We start from the raw sequence: 18,603 nt of genomic DNA on the forward strand, positions 1-18,603 counted from the left end.
GGTTCGACATTCTTGCCTGGAATCGGGCACGGACCGATGTATATGGCGATCCGGCCGCTGCGACCCCGGCACACCGTCATCTGCTGAGGTTCTTCTTCAGCGACCATATGCGCGAATTGGTGCAGAACTGGGAGTCGAGCGCCCGCTCGATACTCGCCGAGTTCCGCTCGGCGACCGGAGTTTATGTGCACGAGCCGTGGTTCACCGCACTGGTGCATGAACTGAGCGAAAGCAGCGCGGATTTCCACGCCTGGTGGCGGGAGCACGAAATAGGAAAGCAGCGGGTCACCACCCGAGAGGTCAGGCATCCACTGGTCGGGCGCATGATGCTGGAGGAGACCGTCCTCGTCGTCGACGACCGCTCGGGCCGGCGGGTCATCCTCGAGACGCCCCAGCCCGGCACGGGGACGGAGGACAAACTGACGGCGCTCGCCTGGCGGTACGACCGGGTGCACACTCCGCACCACGCGCTGCGACAGGCCCGGGGCTGACGGCGGGGGCGAAGCCCCGCGACCGTAGTGCCCGGTTCAACCGTAAGGCCCGGTTCGAGCCGAGTCCGCCGGGTTCGGCGTTCCGCTCGTCCGGCGGACTGCGGTCGTCCAGCGACCGGATCCCGCCACGGCCGAGGCGGAACGCAGCCTTCCCCGCCGGCAAGGCCGGCCAGGCTGTCACCTGATCGCCGGCCGGTGCACGACGTTGTGCTTTCCGCGTCTCCATGGTCTTCCTCGTGAACATGCGCGCGCCGGGACGCCGCCGCTGCACGGCGCGGCCCACAGACCCTCGGTACGGTTTCCACCCGTTGCGACGAAGACCGCTCGTCCCGTTGCCGGCTCGGACGAACGGGGGGAAGAACGACCGCAATCCTGTGCGACGGACCGGGCCCCACGGGAACCGCGCCCAGGCGGACTCTCGAACGAGTCGGTCGCCGGCCGGTCCGCGGGCGGTCCACCTCCGAATCTACGTCGTTTCCAGTGATGTTCAACTCGGCGGGCGTCCAGTCGCCGCCGGACGGCGGACCGCCTCGCGTCCGCCCGGGCCGCGCGACGCCGACCGAAGACGGTCTATCCGCGTAGAGGCCGATGCCCCACCATGGTGCCGCTCCATGAACCATCACGCCGGGACCACTCCGTGCCCGGTGTCCATGGCCTGCCCGGAACCGGGCGGCGACGACTTGTGGAGGACACCTTGTTCGCCCTGCTCGCAGCGCAGCGATTCCGTACGGTTCTCACCGGCATCACCCTGACCGGTCTCGCCCTCGCCACCACCCAGGGCCTCGCGTCCGCGGCCCCGGCCCCCGAACGGAAGCCGGACCGGACGTCGACGGTGGCCGGGATCGAGGACAGCACCGCGAGAGCCCTCGCGCTCTCCCTCTCCGACAGATCCTGGCGGCGCCAGGTCTCCGGCGCCCTGGCCGAGGGCGGGCCGGTCGGCCTGCGCGAACTCACCGACGCGTCGGCCACCGAAGCCCCTGCCGGCCTCGGCGCCGACGTCGCGAAGGCCGACCGGCGGGTCGCCGCGGCCAAGGGCCTGGGCGCCGACGCCGGCGCCCTGCTGCGGGTCAGCCTGGCCGGCAAGCGGCCGAACGGAGCCGCGCTGTCCCGCGTGGAGCCCCTGGTGGCCTCGTCCCCGTCCGACGACGACGCCGACGTGGTCGTCGCCTACGACAGCGAGGGGAACGCGCACGACCTCGCCGCGGACCGGATCCCGGACCGTCCGGTCTACCTCGTCGGCGTCGACACCGACAAGGCGACCAGGGCCGGCCTGAAGGTCCTGGAGAAGGAACTCGCCGCGGCGGGCGTCCCGACTCCGGCGACCACTCCGGCAGCCCGCAGGGCGGAGTCGCACGGGTTCGCGGCGCCGGCCGGCGCGGCGTCCGGTTTCTGGACCACCCGGGTCACCGCCGTCACGGTCGCCGACCTCGAGGAACCGTGGTTCAAGGGCGACGCCGAGATCTTCGACCTCGTCACCGGCTTCGGCCCGGACGGCAAGGTGCGCGTCGACACGGTGACGATGCCGTACCTGGACGACACGGACACGACGTACTACCCGAACCAGATACTGGTCAACTGGTCGCTGTACAAGTACGACCTGGCCGACGTCGTGATGATGGAGGACGACGGCGACACGAACTACTCGTCGCTGGCCAAGGCGCTCGCGGCCGCGCTGCTGACCATCGCCGACCAGGGCGCCTACGTTCCGCTGGCCGACGCGGTCATCGACGCGATGCCGGCCTCCTGGTGGACCGACGACCCGGACTACGTCGACTCCTGGTACACCCTGGCGAAGACGACGACCGGCACCCGCGCGGGCGCGTCGGCCAACGGGCGCATGACCTTCGACCGTTACTACGTCCCGGCGCTCTGACCGGAAGGGTCAGGGGGTCCCGCTCCGAAGAGCGGGACCCCCTGACCCGGAAGTCCGGCGGGACACCACGCCACGCGGCGCGGCAGGACGCCCCTAGACGTTGAAGCGGAACTCCACCACGTCGCCGTCCTGCATCACGTAGTCCTTGCCCTCCATGCGGGCCTTGCCCTTGGCGCGGGCCTCGGCGACCGAGCCCGTCTCGACCAGGTCGTCGAAGGAGATGACCTCGGCCTTGATGAAGCCCTTCTGGAAGTCCGTGTGGATCACACCGGCCGCCTCGGGAGCCGTGGCGCCCTTCTTGATCGTCCAGGCGCGGGACTCCTTGGGGCCGGCCGTGAGGTAGGTCTGCAGGCCGAGGGTGTTGAAGCCGACGCGGGCGAGGGTGGCGAGGCCGGGCTCCTCGGCGCCGACCGACTCCAGGAGCTCCAGCGCGTCCTCCTCGTCCAGCTCGGCGAGGTCCTGCTCCAGCTTGGCGTTGAGGAAGATCGCCTCGGCGGGGGCGACCAGGGCGCGCTGCTCGTTCTTGAAGTCCTCGTCGACCAGCTCGTCCTCGTCGACGTTGAAGACGTAGAGGAACGGCTTGGTGGTGAGCAGGTGCAGGTCGTGCAGCAGCTCGTTGCGCTCGGTGCCCTGGACGATGCCGTGGGCGAAGAGCGTGTCGCCCTTCTCCAGGATCTCCTTGGCCTCCTCGACGGCCTTGACCTTGGGGGCCACGTCCTTCTTGATCCGGGACTCCTTCTGGAGCCGCGGCAGGACCTTCTCGATGGTCTGGAGGTCGGCGAGGATCAGCTCGGTGTTGATCGTCTCGATGTCGTCCTTCGGCGAGACCTTGCCGTCGACGTGGACGACGTTCTCGTCCTTGAAGGCGCGGATGACCTGGCAGATCGCGTCGGACTCGCGGATGTTCGCCAGGAACTTGTTGCCCAGGCCCTCGCCCTCGGAGGCGCCGCGCACGATGCCGGCGATGTCGACGAAGTCGACCGTGGCCGGGAGGATGCGCTCCGACTTGAAGATCGACGCCAGCTTGGCCAGGCGGCCGTCGGGGACACCGACCACGCCGACGTTCGGCTCGATCGTGGCGAACGGGTAGTTGGCCGCCAGCACGTCGTTCTTGGTCAGGGCGTTGAACAGGGTCGACTTGCCGACATTCGGCAGGCCGACGATTCCGATCGTGAGCGACACGTTGCGACTTCCCGTAGATGAGAGGGGCCAGGGGCTGCCAGGGGCCAGAGACACTGGCCGATCCACCAGTCTACGGCGTCCGCGACAGCGGGTTCGCGGGAGCGCGGGAGCTCCGGCCGGGCCCTGCTCACCGGCGTGTCTGAGGGCCGATTCAGCACATAAACAGACCTAGGTTGGTCCAATGGAGCAGCGCAGAAGCCGACCCCCGAACAACGGAAAGCGCCGCGGGACACCGCCCGCGTCGCTGCCGCCGCAGTCGCGCCGGCCGGTGCCGCGCGGGGCGCGGGCCACGGACGGACGGCCGGCGGGCGCCGGGGGCCCGGACGGGCGGCCGGCGGGGCTGCGGCTCACCGGGCTCGGCGGGGGGCTGTTCTGCGCGGCGGCGATGCTCCTGCTCGGACTGCTGGACCAGCTGATGTTCGGCGCGTCCCTGACGCTGTACGGCGTGCTGTTCCTGCCGGTGTGCGTGCTGACCGCGCTGTGGGTGCGCGGCGGTGACGTGCTCACCGCCCCGGTCGTCGTGCCGATCGCCTTCGCGGCGGGCCTGTTCCCCGTCGCGGACGGCAGCGGGGGGCTGCTGGGACGGCTCATGGGGCTGGTCACGGGCCTCGCCACGCAGGCGGGCTGGCTGTACGGGGGGACGCTGCTCGCGGGGGTGATCGTGCTGGTGCGCCGGGTGCTGTGGGTGCGGGCCCGCCGGGGCCGTTCCTGACCGGCGGGTCCCGCCGCGTTCCGCCCGGGCCCGGGCCCGTGGCGGCGTCGCGGCCCGCGGGCTAGCCCCCGAGCCGCGCCTGTGCCTGCGCCGCGTGCATCGCCGCCCCGACGATGCCCGCGTTGTTCTGGAGCTGGGCCGGCACGATCTCGGCCTTCACGCCCTCGATGAGGTGCAGGAACTTGTCCGCCTTGCGGCTGACCCCGCCGCCGACGATGAACAGCTCGGGCGAGAAGAGCATCTCGACGTGCGCGAGGTACTTCCCGACCCGGCGCGCCCACTGCTCCCAGCTCAGGTCGTGGTCCTCCTTGGCCTTGCTGGAGGCCCGCTTCTCGGCCTCGTGGCCGTTCAGCTCGAGGTGGCCGAGCTCGGTGTTGGGGACCAGGACGCCGTCCACGAAGACGGCGCTGCCGATGCCGGTGCCGAAGGTGAGCAGGATGACCGTGCCCCGCCGGTCCCGGCCGGCGCCGAACTGCATCTCGGCGACGCCCGCCGCGTCCGCGTCGTTGACCACGGTCACCGGCAGGCCGCCCAGCCGGCCGCCGAACAACGCGCGCGCGTCCGTGTCGATCCAGCTCTTGTCCACGTTGGCCGCCGTACGGACGGTCGCGCCGCCCGTGACCACCCCGGGGAAGGTCAGGCCCACCGGGCCGGTCCAGCCGAAGTGCTCCACGACCTGCTTCACCCCGTCGGCGACGCCGTCGGGCGTCGCCGGGTGCGGGGTGAGCACCTTGCATCGCTCCTGGGCCAGGTCCCCCTTGTCCAGGTCCACAGGGGCGCCCTTGATCCCGGATCCGCCGATGTCCACGCCGAAGATCTGCATGGCACCACGTTACGACGTGCGACGTACGGTCACGTCAGGAGCCGCCGGTCCGGCCCCGACGCACCGGTCACTCCCCGGCGGCGCCGGTCCCGCCGCGCTCGGCGACCAGGGTCGCCGCCTCGTCGCGCAGGTCGCGGCGCAGTTCCTTGGGCAGCGAGAAGGTGATGGACTCCTCGGCCGCCTTGACGATCTCCACGTCCCCGTAGCCGCGCGCCGCGAGCCACTCCAGGACCTGCTCGACCAGCACCTCGGGGACGGAAGCGCCGGAGGTGACGCCGACGGTCGTCACGCCCTCCAGCCAGGCCTCGTCGATCTCGTCGGCGAAGTCCACCAGGTAGGCGTCGCGGGCGCCGGCGAGCTTGGCGACCTCGACGAGCCGCTTGGAGTTCGAGGAGTTGCGCGAGCCGACGACGATGACCAGCTCGGCCTCGGCGCCCATCTGCTTCACGGCGAGCTGGCGGTTCTGCGTGGCGTAGCAGATGTCGTCGCTCGGCGGGGAGACGAGACCGGGGAACTTCGTCTTCAGGGCGTCGACGGTCTCCATGGTCTCGTCCACGGAGAGGGTGGTCTGGGACAGCCAGACGACCTTCGAGGGGTCGCGGACCTCGACCTTGGCGACGTCCTCGGGGCCGTCGACGAGCTGGATGTGCTCGGGGGCCTCGCCGGAGGTGCCGATGACCTCCTCGTGGCCCTCGTGCCCGATCAGCAGGATGTCGTAGTCGTCATTGGCGTACCGGACGGCTTCCTTGTGGACCTTGGTGACCAGCGGGCAGGTGGCGTCGATGGTGGCGAGCCGGCCCTGGCGGGCCTCCTCGTGCACCACCGGCGCGACGCCGTGCGCGGAGAACATCACGATGTTCCCCGGCGGCACCTCCTCCGTCCGCTCGACGAAGACGGCGCCCTTCCTCTCCAGGGTCTGCACGACGTACTTGTTGTGGACGATCTCGTGCCGGACGTAGATCGGGGCCCCGTACTGCTCCAGGGCCTTCTCGACGGCGATCACGGCGCGGTCGACACCGGCGCAGTAGCCCCGGGGGGCGGCGAGCAGGACACGGCGGCCAGACGAAGCGGTCATGGGACCCATCGTAAGGGTGCGTTCACCGGCTCCGGGATCACGTGCCCGCGCGGCCGCCGTCCGCCTCCCGCCTCCGGCTCCGCCGCGGGCGCGCGTGCGGGCGGGGCCTTTTGTCGGTGCCCGCCGTTACGCTCGCGGCATGGCTGTGAACACGTCGCCCGAGACGCCCCTGCCCGTCGGTGAGGTCTCGCGGCTCATCGGGAGGTGGATCGACCGGCTGGGCGCGGTGTGGGTCGAGGGGCAGATCACGCAGCTCTCGCGGCGGCCGGGCGCCGGGGTGGTGTTCCTGACCCTGCGGGACCCCTCGCACGACATCTCCGTCAGCGTGACGTGCTACCGGCAGGTGTTCGACGCCGTGGCCGACGTGGTCGGCGAGGGCGCCCGGGTCGTCGTCCTGGCGAAGCCGGAGTGGTACGCGCCGCGCGGACAGCTCTCGCTGCGGGCCGCCGAGATACGGCCGGTGGGCGTGGGGGAGCTGCTGGCCCGGCTGGAGCAGCTCAAGAAGGCGCTGGCGGCCGAGGGGCTGTTCGCGCCGGAGCGCAAGAAGCCGCTGCCCTTCCTCCCGCAGCTCGTCGGGCTGGTGTGCGGGCGGGCCTCCGCCGCGGAGCGCGACGTGCTGGAGAACGCCCGCCACCGCTGGCCCGCCGTCCGCTTCGAGGTGCGCAACGTGGCCGTGCAGGGGGTGCACGCCGTGCCGCAGGTCGTGCAGGCGGTCAAGGAGCTGGACGCGCTGGACGACGTGGACGTCATCGTGGTGGCCCGGGGCGGCGGCAGCGTGGAGGACCTGCTGCCCTTCTCCGACGAGCAGCTCGTGCGGGCGGTGGCCCAGTGCCGTACGCCCGTGGTGTCCGCCATCGGCCACGAGCCGGACAATCCGCTGCTCGACCATGTGGCCGACCTGCGGGCCTCCACCCCGACCGACGCCGCCAAGAAGGTCGTGCCGGACGTGGGCGAGGAGTTCGAGCGGGTGCGGATGCTGCGGGACCGGGCCCGGCGGTGCGTGTCGGCGGCCGTGGAACGGGAGGAGCGGGGGCTGGCGCACGCGCTCGCGCGGCCCTCGATGGAGGACCCGCACCGGATGGTCGACGAGCGCGCCGACCATGTGGCGTCGCTGCTGGACCGCGGCCGGCGCACCCTCGGCCACCTCCTGGACCGTGCCGACTCCGAGCTGACGCACACGCACGCGCGCGTGGTGGCCCTTTCCCCGGCGGCCACCCTGAAGCGCGGTTACGCGGTGCTGCAGCGTGCGGACGGGCACGTGGTGCGCGACCCGGAGGAAGTGACCGGGGGCGAGGCGCTGCGGGCGCGGGTGGCCGAGGGCGAGTTCGGGGTGCGAGTCGATGTCTAGGGTGGGTGGGATGAGCAGCAAGGTGGACGAGGCGCTGTCGTACGAGCAGGCCCGGGACGAGTTGATCGAAGTCGTACGGCGGCTGGAGACGGGCGGTACGTCGCTCGAGGAGTCCCTGGCGCTGTGGGAGCGGGGCGAGGAGCTGGCCAAGGTGTGCCGGCGCTGGCTGGAGGGGGCGCGGGCCCGGCTGGACGCGGCGCTGGCCGAGGAGGCCGAGGAGGAGGACGCCGAGTAGCGCGGCGGCGGCCCGCGCTGTGCCGGGGCTCACCCCGCCGACGGTTTGGTTGAAGGTTGAACTTTGCCGTAGAGTCGTACGCGTCAGCCGGTCCGCCCCCGGACCAAAGCGCACCCGAGGAAGGCACGCATGTCTCTCGTTCTTGACCCCGCCGCCCAGGACCTGCTGTTCCGCGAGGCCCGCACCGCGAACACCTTCACCGACGAGCCGGTGACCGAGGAGCAGGTCCAGGCGATCTACGACCTGGTCAAGTACGGCCCGACCGCCTTCAACCAGACCCCGCTGCGCATCACCCTGGTCCGCTCCCCCGAGGCCCGCGAGCGCCTGGTGAAGCACATGTCCGAGGGCAACCAGGCCAAGACCGCCGCCGCCCCGCTGGTCGCGATCCTCTCCGCGGACAACGAGTTCCACGAGGAGCTGCCGGCCCTGTTCCCGGCCTTCCCGCAGGCCAAGGACGTCTTCTTCGCCGAGCGCCCGGTCCGCGAGGGCTCCGCCGCGATGAACGCCGCGCTCCAGGCCGGCTACTTCATCGTCGGCGTCCGCGCCGCCGGGCTCGCCGCCGGCCCGATGACCGGCTTCGACTTCGAGGGCGTCCGCAAGGAGTTCCTGGACGACGACCACACCCCGCTCATGGTCGTCAACATCGGCCGTCCGGGCCCGGACGCCTGGTACCCGCGCTCCCCGCGCCTGGCGTACGAGGACGTCGTCACGACCGTCTGAACCCGCGCGACATGAAGAGGCCCCCGGCTACGCGCCGGGGGCCTCTTCACATGCGCGTCGAAGCGCTCAGGACATCTTCAGGGCCGCCGCCATCTTCGTCAGCCGGTCGAAGGGAGCCGTGCCGGCCACCACCGTGGTGGAGCCGGGGGTGTCCTCCAGGACCAGGGCGTCGTAGCGGCCGCCGGTGTACCGGGTCCAGGTGCGGCCGCCGATCCGCTCGGTCCGCTCCGTCGCCTTCGCGCCCTGGCTGGCCTGGGCGATGAAGTCGGACCGCTTCTGAGTCGACTGCTCGACCTGCACGTACTGACCCTCGGGATCCTGGAAGCCGAGGTGCCAGCGGTCGGAGTTCTCACCCTGGAAGCGCACCGAGGTCGCCTTCCAGGCGCCGGGCAGGCCCTCGGGCGCGGCCACCGGGTAGCTCGCGGCACGGCGCGCCGTGTCCAGCTCGACCTGGTAGTCGACCCGCCTGATGTCGGGAGCGTGATCGTCGTGCGGGACGAAGACGTAGATGACCGCCGCCGCGATCCCGATGAGGCCCAGGGAGAGGATCATGTCCCGGACCGTCTTCTGCTTGCCGTTGGAACCTGCCACGCCCTCTATCGTCGCAGGTGCCGGGAGCGCTCATCCGTGGGGTCCCCTGCTCATTTTGTCCGCCCAACGATAGAGTCGGGACCAACACCCTCATCCGGCCGTCGTCGTATCAGAAAGGTGCGCTCCGATGACCGAGAATCATCATCTGCCGTCCGAGCTCGATGTGCCCTCCGAGGCACCCGACCGCAACCTCGCCCTGGAGCTCGTCCGGGTGACCGAAGCAGCCGCCATGGCCGCCGGCCGCTGGGTCGGGCGCGGTGACAAGAACGGCGCCGACGGCGCCGCGGTGCGCGCCATGCGGACCCTCGTCTCGACCGTCTCGATGAACGGCGTCGTCGTCATCGGTGAGGGCGAGAAAGACGAGGCCCCGATGCTCTTCAACGGGGAGCACGTGGGCGACGGCACCGGACCCGAGGTGGACATCGCCGTCGACCCGATCGACGGCACCACCCTGACCGCCAAGGGCATGCCCAACGCGATCGCGGTCCTGGCCGCCGCCGAGCGCGGCGCCATGTTCGACCCGTCCGCCGTGTTCTACATGGACAAGCTGGTCACCGGCCCCGAGGCCGCCGACTTCGTCGACATCAACGCGCCCGTGTCGGTGAACATCCGCCGGGTCGCCAAGGCCAAGCGCCGCACGCCCGAGGACGTCACGGTCGTCATCCTGGACCGGCCCCGGCACGAAGGCATCATCAAGGAGATCCGCGACACCGGCGCGCGCATCAAGCTGATCTCCGACGGCGACGTCGCGGGCTCCATCCTCGCCCTGCGCGAGGGCACCGGCATCGACCTGCTGCTCGGCATCGGCGGCACCCCGGAGGGCATCATCTCGGCCTGCGCCGTGAAGTGCCTGGGCGGCACCATCCAGGGCAAGCTGTGGCCCAAGGACGACGAGGAGCGGGCGCGCGCCGTCGACGCGGGGCACGACCTGGACCGCGTCCTGACCACGGAGGACCTGGTCACCGGCGAGAACGTGTTCTTCGTCGCCACCGGCATCACCGACGGCGAACTGATGCGCGGCGTGCGGTACCGGTCGGAGACCGCCACCACCGACTCGATCGTGATGCGCTCGAAGTCCGGCACCGTGCGGCGGATCGACTCCGAGCACCGGCTGAGCAAGCTGCGGGCCTACAGCGCGATCGACTTCGACCGGGCGAAGTGACCCGGGCGGGGTGAACCCCGCTTCCCCGAGAAGCACCCGGAAAGCAATGGGCGCCCTCTGTGCGGAGAGGGCGCCCGTTCCGGTTCTCAGCCGGCTATGCGGTCCGTCGTCGCCCGGGCCGTCTTCTTCAGCTCCAGGTCCCGCCGGCGGCGACGCGCCAGCACCACGCGGCGTTCGGCGGCCGTGAGGCCGCCCCAGACGCCGTACGGCTCGGGCTGGAGCAGGGCGTGCTCGCGGCACTCGACCATGACGGGGCAGCGCGCGCAGACGCGCTTGGCCGCCTCCTCGCGGGACAGCCGGGCGGCCGTGGGCTCCTTGGACGGGGCGAAGAACAGGCCGGCCTCGTCACGCCGGCACACCGCCTCGGTGTGCCAGGGGGCTTCTTGATCCCTGTCTCGCACTGGCACCCGCTGGGCCGGAACGGCAGCTACCTGCAGGGACGAATGCGGCGGTTGCAGCACGGTCTACTCCTGACGACGGCTTCGCGAGCGAGCGACGATGCAGCAAGGCCTACCCGCTGTGCGCGCGCCTATGCACAGCGTTTCCGACCGCGAGCGCGCGTCGTCCGTTTCACGCCCCCACGCGCCCGCCGGTGACCGGACGGCGCCCGTCCGGTCACCGGCGGATTCGCGACCGTCAACGGTCCAGGTGTCTGCGCAGCTTCCGGTCGACCTTGCCCTGGACGCGGTCGAGGATGTCGGCCACGAGTCTGCCGCGCTTGGGCCGCGCCTCCACGTTGCCCAGCACGGCCCAGCCGTCGACATAGATCACGGGCGCCTCCGATTCGACCGAATCCAGCGGGGCCACCTCGAAGTTGCCCAGCACGCCGCCCCCGGTCCCGCGCAGCGAGACGTTCTCCGGGACGCGGATCTGCACGTCGCCGAAGACCGAGACGGCCTTGATGACGACCTGCTGGTACTCGAAGACCGCCTCGCTCAGGTCGATCTCGACGCTGCCGAAGACGGCGTAGGCGTGCAGCCGGCGCCCGGCCCGCCAGCGGCCCCGCCGCATGGCACTGCTGAAGACGGCCACCACGTTGGCGTCCGCCTCGGCCGGTATCGCGCCGGGAGCCGGACGGGGCGGCACGGACGCGTAGGCCGGCGCCGCTGGGCCCTGATGGGCCGCGGGCAGATCCCGGATGAAGACCTCCAGCTCGCCGACCGTCTTGGCGTGCAGCACGCCCTCGACGCGCTCGGCGTGCTCGTCCGCTGTCAGCCGGCCCTCGGCCAGGGCCTCGCGGAGGATGTCGGCGACGCGGTCGCGGTCGGCGTCCGAGGCGCGCAGGTCGGCGGGGGCAGGGGCCCCGTCCCGGGCTGGGGCGTGCTTCTGAAGGTCCACGGCAGCAGCGTACCGAAACGCGATAGATCGCGACTAGGGGTGTGGACAACCATGGGCGTGTCGAACTGAGCCTCACCTCACAGGTTCCGCGCCGACGGCAGGTTCTACGCTGGTGTGGCCCGCCAACGTCGGCGGGCAGCCGTCCGTCAGAGTGAGGAATGGGCTGAGATGCCTGAGTTCGCGTACACCGATCTGCTTCCCCAGGGCGAGGACACCACCCCGTACCGGCTGGTGACCTCGGAAGGCGTGTCCACCGTCGAGGGGCCGGACGGGCGGACGTTCCTCAAGGTGGAGCCGGAGGCGCTGCGCAAGCTCGCCGAGGAGGCCATCCACGACATCCAGCACTACCTGCGCCCGGCCCACCTCGCCCAGCTGCGCCGCATCATCGACGACCCCGAGGCCTCGGCCAACGACAAGTTCGTCGCCCTGGACCTGCTGAAGAACGCGAACATCGCGGCGGCCGGCGTGCTCCCGATGTGCCAGGACACCGGCACCGCGATCGTCATGGGCAAGCGCGGCCAGAACGTCCTCACCGGGGGCGAGGACGAGAAGGCGCTCTCGCACGGCATCTACGACGCCTACACCAGGCTGAACCTGCGCTACTCGCAGATGGCCCCGCTCACCATGTGGGAGGAGAAGAACACCGGCTCCAACCTCCCCGCGCAGATCGAGCTGTACGCGACGGACGGCGGCGCCTACAAGTTCCTCTTCATGGCCAAGGGCGGCGGCTCCGCCAACAAGTCCTTCCTGTACCAGGAGACGAAGGCCGTCCTGAACGAGGCCTCCATGATGAAGTTCCTGGAGGAGAAGATCCGCTCGCTCGGCACGGCCGCCTGCCCGCCGTACCACCTGGCGATCGTCGTCGGCGGCACGAGCGCCGAGTACGCGCTGAAGACCGCGAAGTACGCCTCCGCGCACTACCTGGACAACATGCCGGCCGAGGGCTCGCCGCTCGGCCACGGCTTCCGGGACAAGGAGCTGGAGGAGAAGGTCTTCGAGCTGACCCAGCGGATCGGCATCGGCGCGCAGTTCGGCGGCAAGTACTTCTGCCACGACGTGCGCGTGGTGCGGCTGCCGCGGCACGGCGCGTCCTGCCCGGTCGCGATCGCCGTCTCCTGCTCGGCGGACCGCCAGGCGGTCGCCAAGATCACCGCCGAGGGCGTCTTCCTCGAGCAGCTCGAGACGGACCCGGCGCGGTTCCTGCCGGAGACCACGGACGAGCACCTGGAGCAGGACGGGGACGTCGTCAAGATCGACCTGAACCAGCCGATGGACGAGATCCTCGCCGAGCTAACCAAGTACCCGGTCAAGACGCGGCTGTCCCTCACCGGCCCGCTGGTCGTCGCCCGCGACATCGCGCACGCCAAGATCAAGGAGCGGCTGGACGCGGGCGAGGGCATGCCGCAGTACCTGAAGGACCACCCGGTGTACTACGCGGGCCCGGCGAAGACGCCCGAGGGCTACGCGTCCGGCTCCTTCGGCCCGACGACGGCCGGCCGCATGGACTCCTACGTCGAGCAGTTCCAGGCGGCGGGCGGCTCCAAGGTGATGCTCGCCAAGGGCAACCGCAGCAAGCAGGTCACCGACGCGTGCGACGCGCACGGCGGCTTCTACCTCGGCTCCATCGGCGGCCCGGCCGCCCGGCTCGCCCAGGACTGCATCAAGAAGGTCGAGGTCCTGGAGTACGAGGAGCTGGGCATGGAGGCCGTCTGGAAGATCGAGGTCGAGGACTTCCCGGCGTTCATCGTCGTCGACGACAAGGGGAACGACTTCTTCCAGGACCCGGCTCCGCAGCCGACGTTCACCAGCATCCCGGTGCGGGGCCCGGGCCTGGGCTGATCCGGCGGCAGCACCCGTGGGGAGCCCCTGGCGCGTCGCCGGGGGCTCTGCCGTTCTCCCGGCCCGGGACGGCCGGGCAACGCCGCCCCCGGCACCGCGACCGGACCGCGTGTCAGTGCGGCACGCAGCCGAACCAGTTCACCGTGGCGCCATCGGCGGTGAAGCCCATGCACCTGATGGTCCTGTCGTGCAGCTTCTCGGTCCGGCCGACCGGGCCGTTCAGGTAGTCCGTCGTGTGGTGGGCCTCGACCAGGTCGTCGATCTCGACGCGGTACCAACGGCGTTCGCCGGACGGCAGGTTGCATCCGTGGGCCGTCAGATTGCGGCTGGGGTCGCCGCTCCAGACGGGCCGTTCGGCGCGGTCGCAGTGGGCTCCGCCCGCGGCGCCGGCGGTGCCGGCTCCCGCGCCCAGCAAGGTCGCCGCGCCTATGGACACCGCCGCGATGGCGCCGAGCAGACCCTTGGGAGTGAAAGACATCGATCGGTCCTCCTGCCAGCCGTGGTGACGGCGGGAATCACCCACCGTCTTGGGCCGATGGTCACACTTATCCGTGATGTCCCGCCCGGCGGCGGGGAGCCCGGTCCCCCGACCCGGTGACGCCGGTGGTGCCAATGGACCCACGGTCCGGAACAACCACCGCGCCCCGATCGCTGACACGGGCATGAGCAACTACCGCATCGAGCACGACTCCATGGGCGAGGTCCGGGTGCCCGTCCACGCCAAGTGGCGGGCGCAGACGCAGCGTGCCGTCGAGAACTTCCCGGTGTCCGGGCAGCGGATCGAGCGGGCGCACATCGAGGCGCTGGCGCGGATCAAGGGCGCCGCGGCGAAGGTGAACGCCGGTCTCGGCGTGCTGGACGAGGACGTCGCGGAGGCGATCCAGGAGGCGGCCCGCGAGGTCGCCGAGGGCAAGTGGGACGAGCACTTCCCGGTGGACGTGTTCCAGACCGGTTCCGGGACCTCGTCCAACATGAACACCAACGAGGTCATCGCCACCCTGGCCACCGAGCGGCTCGGCCGGGACGTGCACCCCAACGACCACGTCAACGCCTCGCAGTCCTCGAACGACGTCTTCCCCTCGTCCCTGCACATCGCCGCCACAGCCGCCGTCACCCACGACCTGATCCCGGCGCTGGAGCACCTCGCCGCGGCCCTCGGGCGCAAGTCCGAGGAGTTCGCGGACGTCGTCAAGGCCGGGCGGACACATCTGATGGACGCGACGCCGGTCACCCTGGGGCAGGAGTTCGGCGGGTACGCGGCCCAGGTGCGGTACGGCGTGGAGCGGCTGCGGGCCTCGCTGCCCAGGCTGGCCGAGCTGCCGCTGGGCGGGACGGCGGTCGGCACCGGGATCAACACGCCGCCCGGTTTCTCGGCCGCGGTGATCGAGGAGGTCGCGCGGGTCACCGGGCTGCCGCTCACCGAAGCCCGCGACCACTTCGAGGCGCAGGGCGCCCGCGACGGGGTCGTGGAGACCAGCGGACAGCTCCGGACCATCGCGGTCGGGCTGACGAAGATCGCGAACGACCTGCGCTGGATGTCGTCCGGGCCGCGCACCGGGCTGGCCGAGATCCGGCTGCCCGATCTCCAGCCGGGCTCCTCGATCATGCCGGGCAAGGTCAACCCGGTCGTCCCCGAGGCCGTGCTCATGGTCGCCGCCCAGGTGATCGGCAACGACGCGACCATCGCCACCGCGGGCGCCGCCGGGAACTTCGAGCTGAACGTGATGCTGCCGGTCATCGCCAAGAACGTGTTGGAGTCGGTCCGGCTGCTCGCGAACGTCTCGCGGCTGTTGGCCGACCGGACCGTGGACGGCGTCACCGCCGACCGCGAACGCGCCCGCGAGTACGCCGAGTCCTCGCCGTCGGTGGTGACGCCGCTGAACAAGTACATCGGCTACGAGGAGGCCGCGAAGGTCGCGAAGAAGTCGCTGGCCGAGCGCAGGACCATCCGCGAGGTCGTGCTGGAGGGCGGCTACGTGGAGCGCGGCGACCTCACGCTGGAGCAGCTCGACGAGGCGCTGGACGTCCTGCGGATGACGCGGCCGTGACGGCCGGCCCCGCCGCGCAGAAGCGTGACGCTCACCGCAGCGTCGTATGTGCACGGCACCTAATATCTGTTCATGGCGGACAACGGAGCGGTGAGACGAGTGGCGGCGGGGCCTGCGACCTACTGGACCCCCGGGAGCCAGATCCTGTGGCGGTACCGGGAGAACGCCGGCGCGCGCTTCCACATCGCGCGGCCCGTCACCGTCGTCCGGGACGACGCGGACCTGCTCGCCGTGTGGATGGCGCCCGGTACGGAGTGCGTGAAGCCGGTGCTCGCCGACGGCACGCCGGTACACGTGGAGCCGCTGGAGACCCGCTACACCAGGCCGCGTTCGGTGCAGCGGGACCGGTGGTTCGGCACGGGCGTGCTGAAGCTGGCCCGGCCCGCCGAGCCCTGGTCGGTGTGGCTGTTCTGGGAGCCGGGCTGGCGGTTCAAGAACTGGTACGTCAACCTCGAGCAGCCGCTGAGCCGCTGGGCGGGCGGGGTCGACTCCGAGGACCACTTCCTGGACATCTCCGTTCACCCGGACCGCAGTTGGCACTGGCGGGACGAGGACGAGTTCGCGCAGGCGCAGCGGGACGGGCTGATGGACCAGGCGACCGCCGAGCGGGTGCGGGCGGCCGGCCGGGCCGCGGTGGAGGTGATCGACGCCTGGGGTCCGCCGTTCTCCGACGGCTGGCAGCACTGGCGCCCGGATCCGTCCTGGACTGTACCGTCACTCCCCGAGGACTGGGACCGTACGCCCGCGCACGTGTCCTCATGAGACCCTTGATGCGCCCCCGGCCCACAACCGTAGGATCGTCCTCCGCAAGAATCCGCAAGGCAACTCCCGGGGTGCGAACCGGGTCTGACCAGACGTCACCGAGGGGCGGCAGGAGTGAGCGAGGGGTACGAGGGCAACACCCCGGCGGGCCCGGCAGGGTTCCCCGGCGGCACAGGCACGGCCTCTGACCACGCGGGAATTCCGTTCCTGGGGCACGTATTCCGGGTATCGGACTTTCGGCGGGACCATGTGCGCGCCCGGCGCGCAGCCCCGGACGGATGGATTCGACGCGCGTGACGGAGCACCCCACGTCCTACGACCGCCCGCAGACGGGCGCCGACCCCGCGGACTCCCGCGGGGCGCTGCTGCGTACTCCGGAGCAGCTCGCCGGCCCGGCCTTACCGGCACAGGCCCGGGCCGACGGACCGCCCTCCGCGCCGGGGGCCACCACGCCCCGCGGCAAGGGGAACAAGGGGAAGGAGCCCCAAGTCAACGGCCCCGAGCACTCCCAGCCCGCCACCGCGCCGACGGACGCGGGACGCCCGCGTCCCGCCCCGGAGGCCATTCCGCCGCAGCCGGGCGCCGAGCAGGAGCGGGGGCCGGGCGGCCAGGACCGCCGCACCGGGCGGGGGCTGCCACCGGGGCGGCCGATGCCGATGCGGCGCGACGGTGACCGGCTCAGGTTCGTCGGGGCGGCGACCCGGCGGATCGCGCGCGGCCTCGATCTGGACGAGATCGTGATGGGGCTGTGCCGGGCGACCGTGCCGACGTTCTCCGACGCGATCCTGGTCTATCTGCGCGACCCGCTGCCGGTGGGCGACGAGCGTCCGGCCGGGCCCGTGGTGCTGCGGCTGCGCCGCACGGACCGGATCCCGGACGAGCGCGACACCGAGGGCCTGGCGCCGCCGCCGTTCCCCGAGCCGGAGCCGGATGCCTCGGCCCTCAGCGAGCTGTCGTCGCTGACCACCGAGCTGTGCGAGGTGCGGCCGGGCGGCGCCCTGAACGAGGTGCTGCGCGGGGTGCGGCCGGTGTTCGCCGACGCGCCCGCGGCCCGGGCGGCGCTGCCCGAGCTGCTCGGCGAGGGCGGCGAGGCGGCCGTGCCGGGCGGCCGGCACGCGATCCTGGCGCCGCTGCGCGGCCGGCGCCGGGTGATCGGCGCCGCGCTGTTCCTGCGGCGTCCGGAGCGGCCGGCGTTCGAGGGGGACGACCTGCTGGTGGCGGCGCAGCTCGCGACGCACAGCGCGCTCGGCATCGACAAGGCGGTGCTGTACGGCCGCGAGGCGTACATCGCCGACGAGCTGCAGCGCACCATGCTGCCGGAGACGCTGCCCCGGCCGACCGGGGTGCGGCTGGCGTCCCGGTACCTGCCGGCGGCGGAGACGGCGCGGGTGGGCGGCGACTGGTACGACGCGATCCCGCTGCCCGGCAGCCGGGTGGCGCTGGTGGTCGGCGACGTCATGGGGCACTCCATGACCTCGGCGGCGATCATGGGCCAGCTGCGCACGACGGCGCAGACGCTGGCCGGTCTCGACCTGCCCCCGCAGGAGGTGCTGCACCACCTGGACGAGCAGGCGCAGCGGCTCGGCACCGACCGCATGGCGACCTGCCTGTACGCGGTGTACGACCCGGTGACGCATCGCATCACGATCGCCAACGCGGGTCATCCGCCGCCCGTGCTGCTGCACCTGGGCGGCCGGGCGGAGGTGCTGCGGGTCCCGCCGGGCGCGCCGATCGGGGTGGGCGGGGTGGACTTCGAGGCGGTGGAGCTGGACGCGCCGGCCGGGGCCACGCTGCTGCTGTACACCGACGGGCTGGTGGAGTCCCGGCTGCGGGACGTGTGGACCGGCATAGAGCAGCTGCGCGAGAAGCTCGCCGCGACCGCCCGGCTCACCGGCCCGGACCATCCGCCGCCGCTCGAGGCGCTGTGCGACGAGGTGCTGGACATGCTCGGCCCGGGCGACCGGGACGACGACATCGCGCTGCTCGCGGCCCGTTTCGACGGGATCGCGCCGAGCGATGTGGCGTACTGGACGCTGGAGCCGGAGAACGCGGCGCCGCGCGAGGCCCGGCGGCTGGCGCGGCGCGCGCTGGCCCGGTGGGGCCTCGAGGAGCTGACGGACTCGGTGGAGCTGCTGGTCAGCGAGGTGGTCACGAACGCGGTGCGCTACGCCACCCGTCCGGTGACGCTGCGGCTGCTGCGCACGGACGTGCTGCGCTGCGAGGTCGGCGACGACGTGCCCCAGTTGCCGCGGCTGTGCCAGGCGCGGGCCACGGACGAGGGCGGCCGCGGGCTGTACCTGGTCAACAAGCTGGCCCGGCGCTGGGGCGCGACCCGGCTGAGCACCGGCAAGGTGGTCTGGTTCGAGCTGAACAGGGCGTGAGCGCACGCGAAGAGGGGCGCCCG

The 18,603-nt window shown here is 71.9% G+C and carries 18 protein-coding genes (1 of these 18 running past the window's edge); 11 read left to right on the forward strand and 7 right to left on the reverse strand.

Annotated features, from left to right (window positions below):
• Both ACZ7JA_RS01655 and ACZ7JA_RS01660 read left to right on the forward strand, forming a co-directional pair.
• Nucleotides 1-491: the 3' portion of a helix-turn-helix transcriptional regulator gene (locus ACZ7JA_RS01655; protein ID WP_470806807.1), read on the forward strand. Its footprint begins 385 nt before the window's first position; the window shows 491 of its 876 coding nt (coding positions 386-876); its start codon lies off the left edge, out of view; its stop codon occupies nt 489-491.
• Nucleotides 492-1,185: 694 nt separating this feature from the next.
• Entirely contained in the window at nt 1,186-2,364 is a 1,179-nt protein-coding gene (locus tag ACZ7JA_RS01660) for a DUF3103 family protein (protein WP_470806808.1), read from the forward strand.
• Nucleotides 2,365-2,457: 93 nt separating this feature from the next.
• On the opposite strand, the gene ychF is transcribed toward ACZ7JA_RS01660, so the two are convergent.
• Nucleotides 2,458-3,546: a redox-regulated ATPase YchF gene (gene ychF, locus ACZ7JA_RS01665; RefSeq protein WP_351662321.1), complete on the reverse strand. Its 1,089-nt coding sequence runs from the start codon at nt 3,544-3,546 to the stop codon at nt 2,458-2,460.
• A 181-nt stretch (nt 3,547-3,727) separates the two neighbouring features.
• Between ychF and ACZ7JA_RS01670 the strand changes: the two genes are divergently transcribed.
• Nucleotides 3,728-4,258: a DUF6542 domain-containing protein gene (locus ACZ7JA_RS01670; RefSeq protein WP_470806810.1), complete on the forward strand. Its 531-nt coding sequence runs from the start codon at nt 3,728-3,730 to the stop codon at nt 4,256-4,258.
• Between the two features lie 61 nt (nt 4,259-4,319).
• Here ACZ7JA_RS01670 and ppgK read toward each other — a convergent pair whose 3' ends face one another.
• Together ppgK and ACZ7JA_RS01680 are read right to left on the reverse strand one after the other, a co-directional pair.
• Nucleotides 4,320-5,081, reverse strand: a complete 762-nt coding sequence (gene ppgK, locus ACZ7JA_RS01675) for a polyphosphate--glucose phosphotransferase (protein ID WP_470806811.1) — start codon at nt 5,079-5,081, stop codon at nt 4,320-4,322.
• A 67-nt stretch (nt 5,082-5,148) separates the two neighbouring features.
• Entirely contained in the window at nt 5,149-6,165 is a 1,017-nt protein-coding gene (locus ACZ7JA_RS01680; protein WP_351662312.1) for a 4-hydroxy-3-methylbut-2-enyl diphosphate reductase, read from the reverse strand.
• A 130-nt stretch (nt 6,166-6,295) separates the two neighbouring features.
• Here ACZ7JA_RS01680 and xseA point away from each other — a divergent pair, with 130 nt between their 5' ends.
• The 3 genes from xseA (at nt 6,296) to ACZ7JA_RS01695 (ending at nt 8,459) form a co-directional block, all read left to right on the forward strand.
• Nucleotides 6,296-7,504, forward strand: coding sequence for an exodeoxyribonuclease VII large subunit (xseA, locus tag ACZ7JA_RS01685; protein ID WP_389303968.1), 1,209 nt, complete (start codon nt 6,296-6,298; stop codon nt 7,502-7,504).
• Nucleotides 7,505-7,514: 10 nt separating this feature from the next.
• Nucleotides 7,515-7,739: an exodeoxyribonuclease VII small subunit gene (locus ACZ7JA_RS01690; RefSeq protein ID WP_351662307.1), complete on the forward strand. Its 225-nt coding sequence runs from the start codon at nt 7,515-7,517 to the stop codon at nt 7,737-7,739.
• A 129-nt stretch (nt 7,740-7,868) separates the two neighbouring features.
• Complete coding sequence (locus ACZ7JA_RS01695; RefSeq protein WP_351662304.1) at nt 7,869-8,459, forward strand: malonic semialdehyde reductase; 591 nt, start codon at nt 7,869-7,871, stop codon at nt 8,457-8,459.
• A gap of 66 nt (nt 8,460-8,525) precedes the next feature.
• Here the strand turns inward: ACZ7JA_RS01695 and ACZ7JA_RS01700 are convergent, their stop codons facing one another.
• On the reverse strand, nt 8,526-9,050 hold the full coding sequence (locus tag ACZ7JA_RS01700; protein ID WP_403674843.1) for a DUF4245 domain-containing protein: 525 nt from the start codon (nt 9,048-9,050) through the stop codon (nt 8,526-8,528).
• Between the two features lie 127 nt (nt 9,051-9,177).
• On the opposite strand from ACZ7JA_RS01700, the gene glpX reads away from it, so the two are divergent.
• Nucleotides 9,178-10,212, forward strand: a complete 1,035-nt coding sequence (gene glpX / locus ACZ7JA_RS01705; RefSeq protein WP_143627361.1) for a class II fructose-bisphosphatase — start codon at nt 9,178-9,180, stop codon at nt 10,210-10,212.
• A gap of 86 nt (nt 10,213-10,298) precedes the next feature.
• Here the strand turns inward: glpX and ACZ7JA_RS01710 are convergent, their stop codons facing one another.
• Both ACZ7JA_RS01710 and ACZ7JA_RS01715 read right to left on the reverse strand, forming a co-directional pair.
• Complete coding sequence (locus ACZ7JA_RS01710; protein ID WP_351662297.1) at nt 10,299-10,673, reverse strand: WhiB family transcriptional regulator; 375 nt, start codon at nt 10,671-10,673, stop codon at nt 10,299-10,301.
• Nucleotides 10,674-10,848: 175 nt separating this feature from the next.
• Nucleotides 10,849-11,550: a DUF1707 SHOCT-like domain-containing protein gene (locus tag ACZ7JA_RS01715; RefSeq protein ID WP_389303963.1), complete on the reverse strand. Its 702-nt coding sequence runs from the start codon at nt 11,548-11,550 to the stop codon at nt 10,849-10,851.
• Nucleotides 11,551-11,718: 168 nt separating this feature from the next.
• Between ACZ7JA_RS01715 and ACZ7JA_RS01720 the strand changes: the two genes are divergently transcribed.
• Complete coding sequence (locus ACZ7JA_RS01720; protein WP_389303961.1) at nt 11,719-13,389, forward strand: fumarate hydratase; 1,671 nt, start codon at nt 11,719-11,721, stop codon at nt 13,387-13,389.
• 112 nt (nt 13,390-13,501) lie between these two features.
• On the opposite strand, the gene ACZ7JA_RS01725 is transcribed toward ACZ7JA_RS01720, so the two are convergent.
• A complete protein-coding gene (locus tag ACZ7JA_RS01725; RefSeq protein WP_470806813.1) occupies nt 13,502-13,867 on the reverse strand; it encodes a hypothetical protein in 366 nt (121 codons plus the stop codon).
• A 184-nt stretch (nt 13,868-14,051) separates the two neighbouring features.
• On the opposite strand from ACZ7JA_RS01725, the gene ACZ7JA_RS01730 reads away from it, so the two are divergent.
• The 3 genes from ACZ7JA_RS01730 to ACZ7JA_RS01740 all read left to right on the forward strand — a co-directional run bounded on the left by ACZ7JA_RS01730 (nt 14,052) and on the right by ACZ7JA_RS01740 (nt 18,580).
• The gene (locus ACZ7JA_RS01730; RefSeq protein WP_351662286.1) at nt 14,052-15,437 is read left to right on the forward strand and encodes a class II fumarate hydratase; all 1,386 of its coding nucleotides are present in this window, start codon (nt 14,052-14,054) and stop codon (nt 15,435-15,437) included.
• 72 nt (nt 15,438-15,509) lie between these two features.
• Nucleotides 15,510-16,199 (forward strand): cytidylyl-2-hydroxypropylphosphonate hydrolase, encoded by a 690-nt coding sequence (gene fomD, locus ACZ7JA_RS01735; protein ID WP_351662283.1) that lies wholly within the window; start codon nt 15,510-15,512, stop codon nt 16,197-16,199.
• Between the two features lie 293 nt (nt 16,200-16,492).
• Nucleotides 16,493-18,580 carry a SpoIIE family protein phosphatase gene (locus ACZ7JA_RS01740; protein WP_450743158.1) on the forward strand — a complete coding sequence of 696 codons (2,088 nt, stop codon included), beginning with the start codon at nt 16,493-16,495 and terminating at the stop codon, nt 18,578-18,580.
• Nucleotides 18,581-18,603: the final 23 nt, after the last annotated feature.

The organism is Streptomyces sp. NPDC038135 (genome assembly GCF_055601245.1).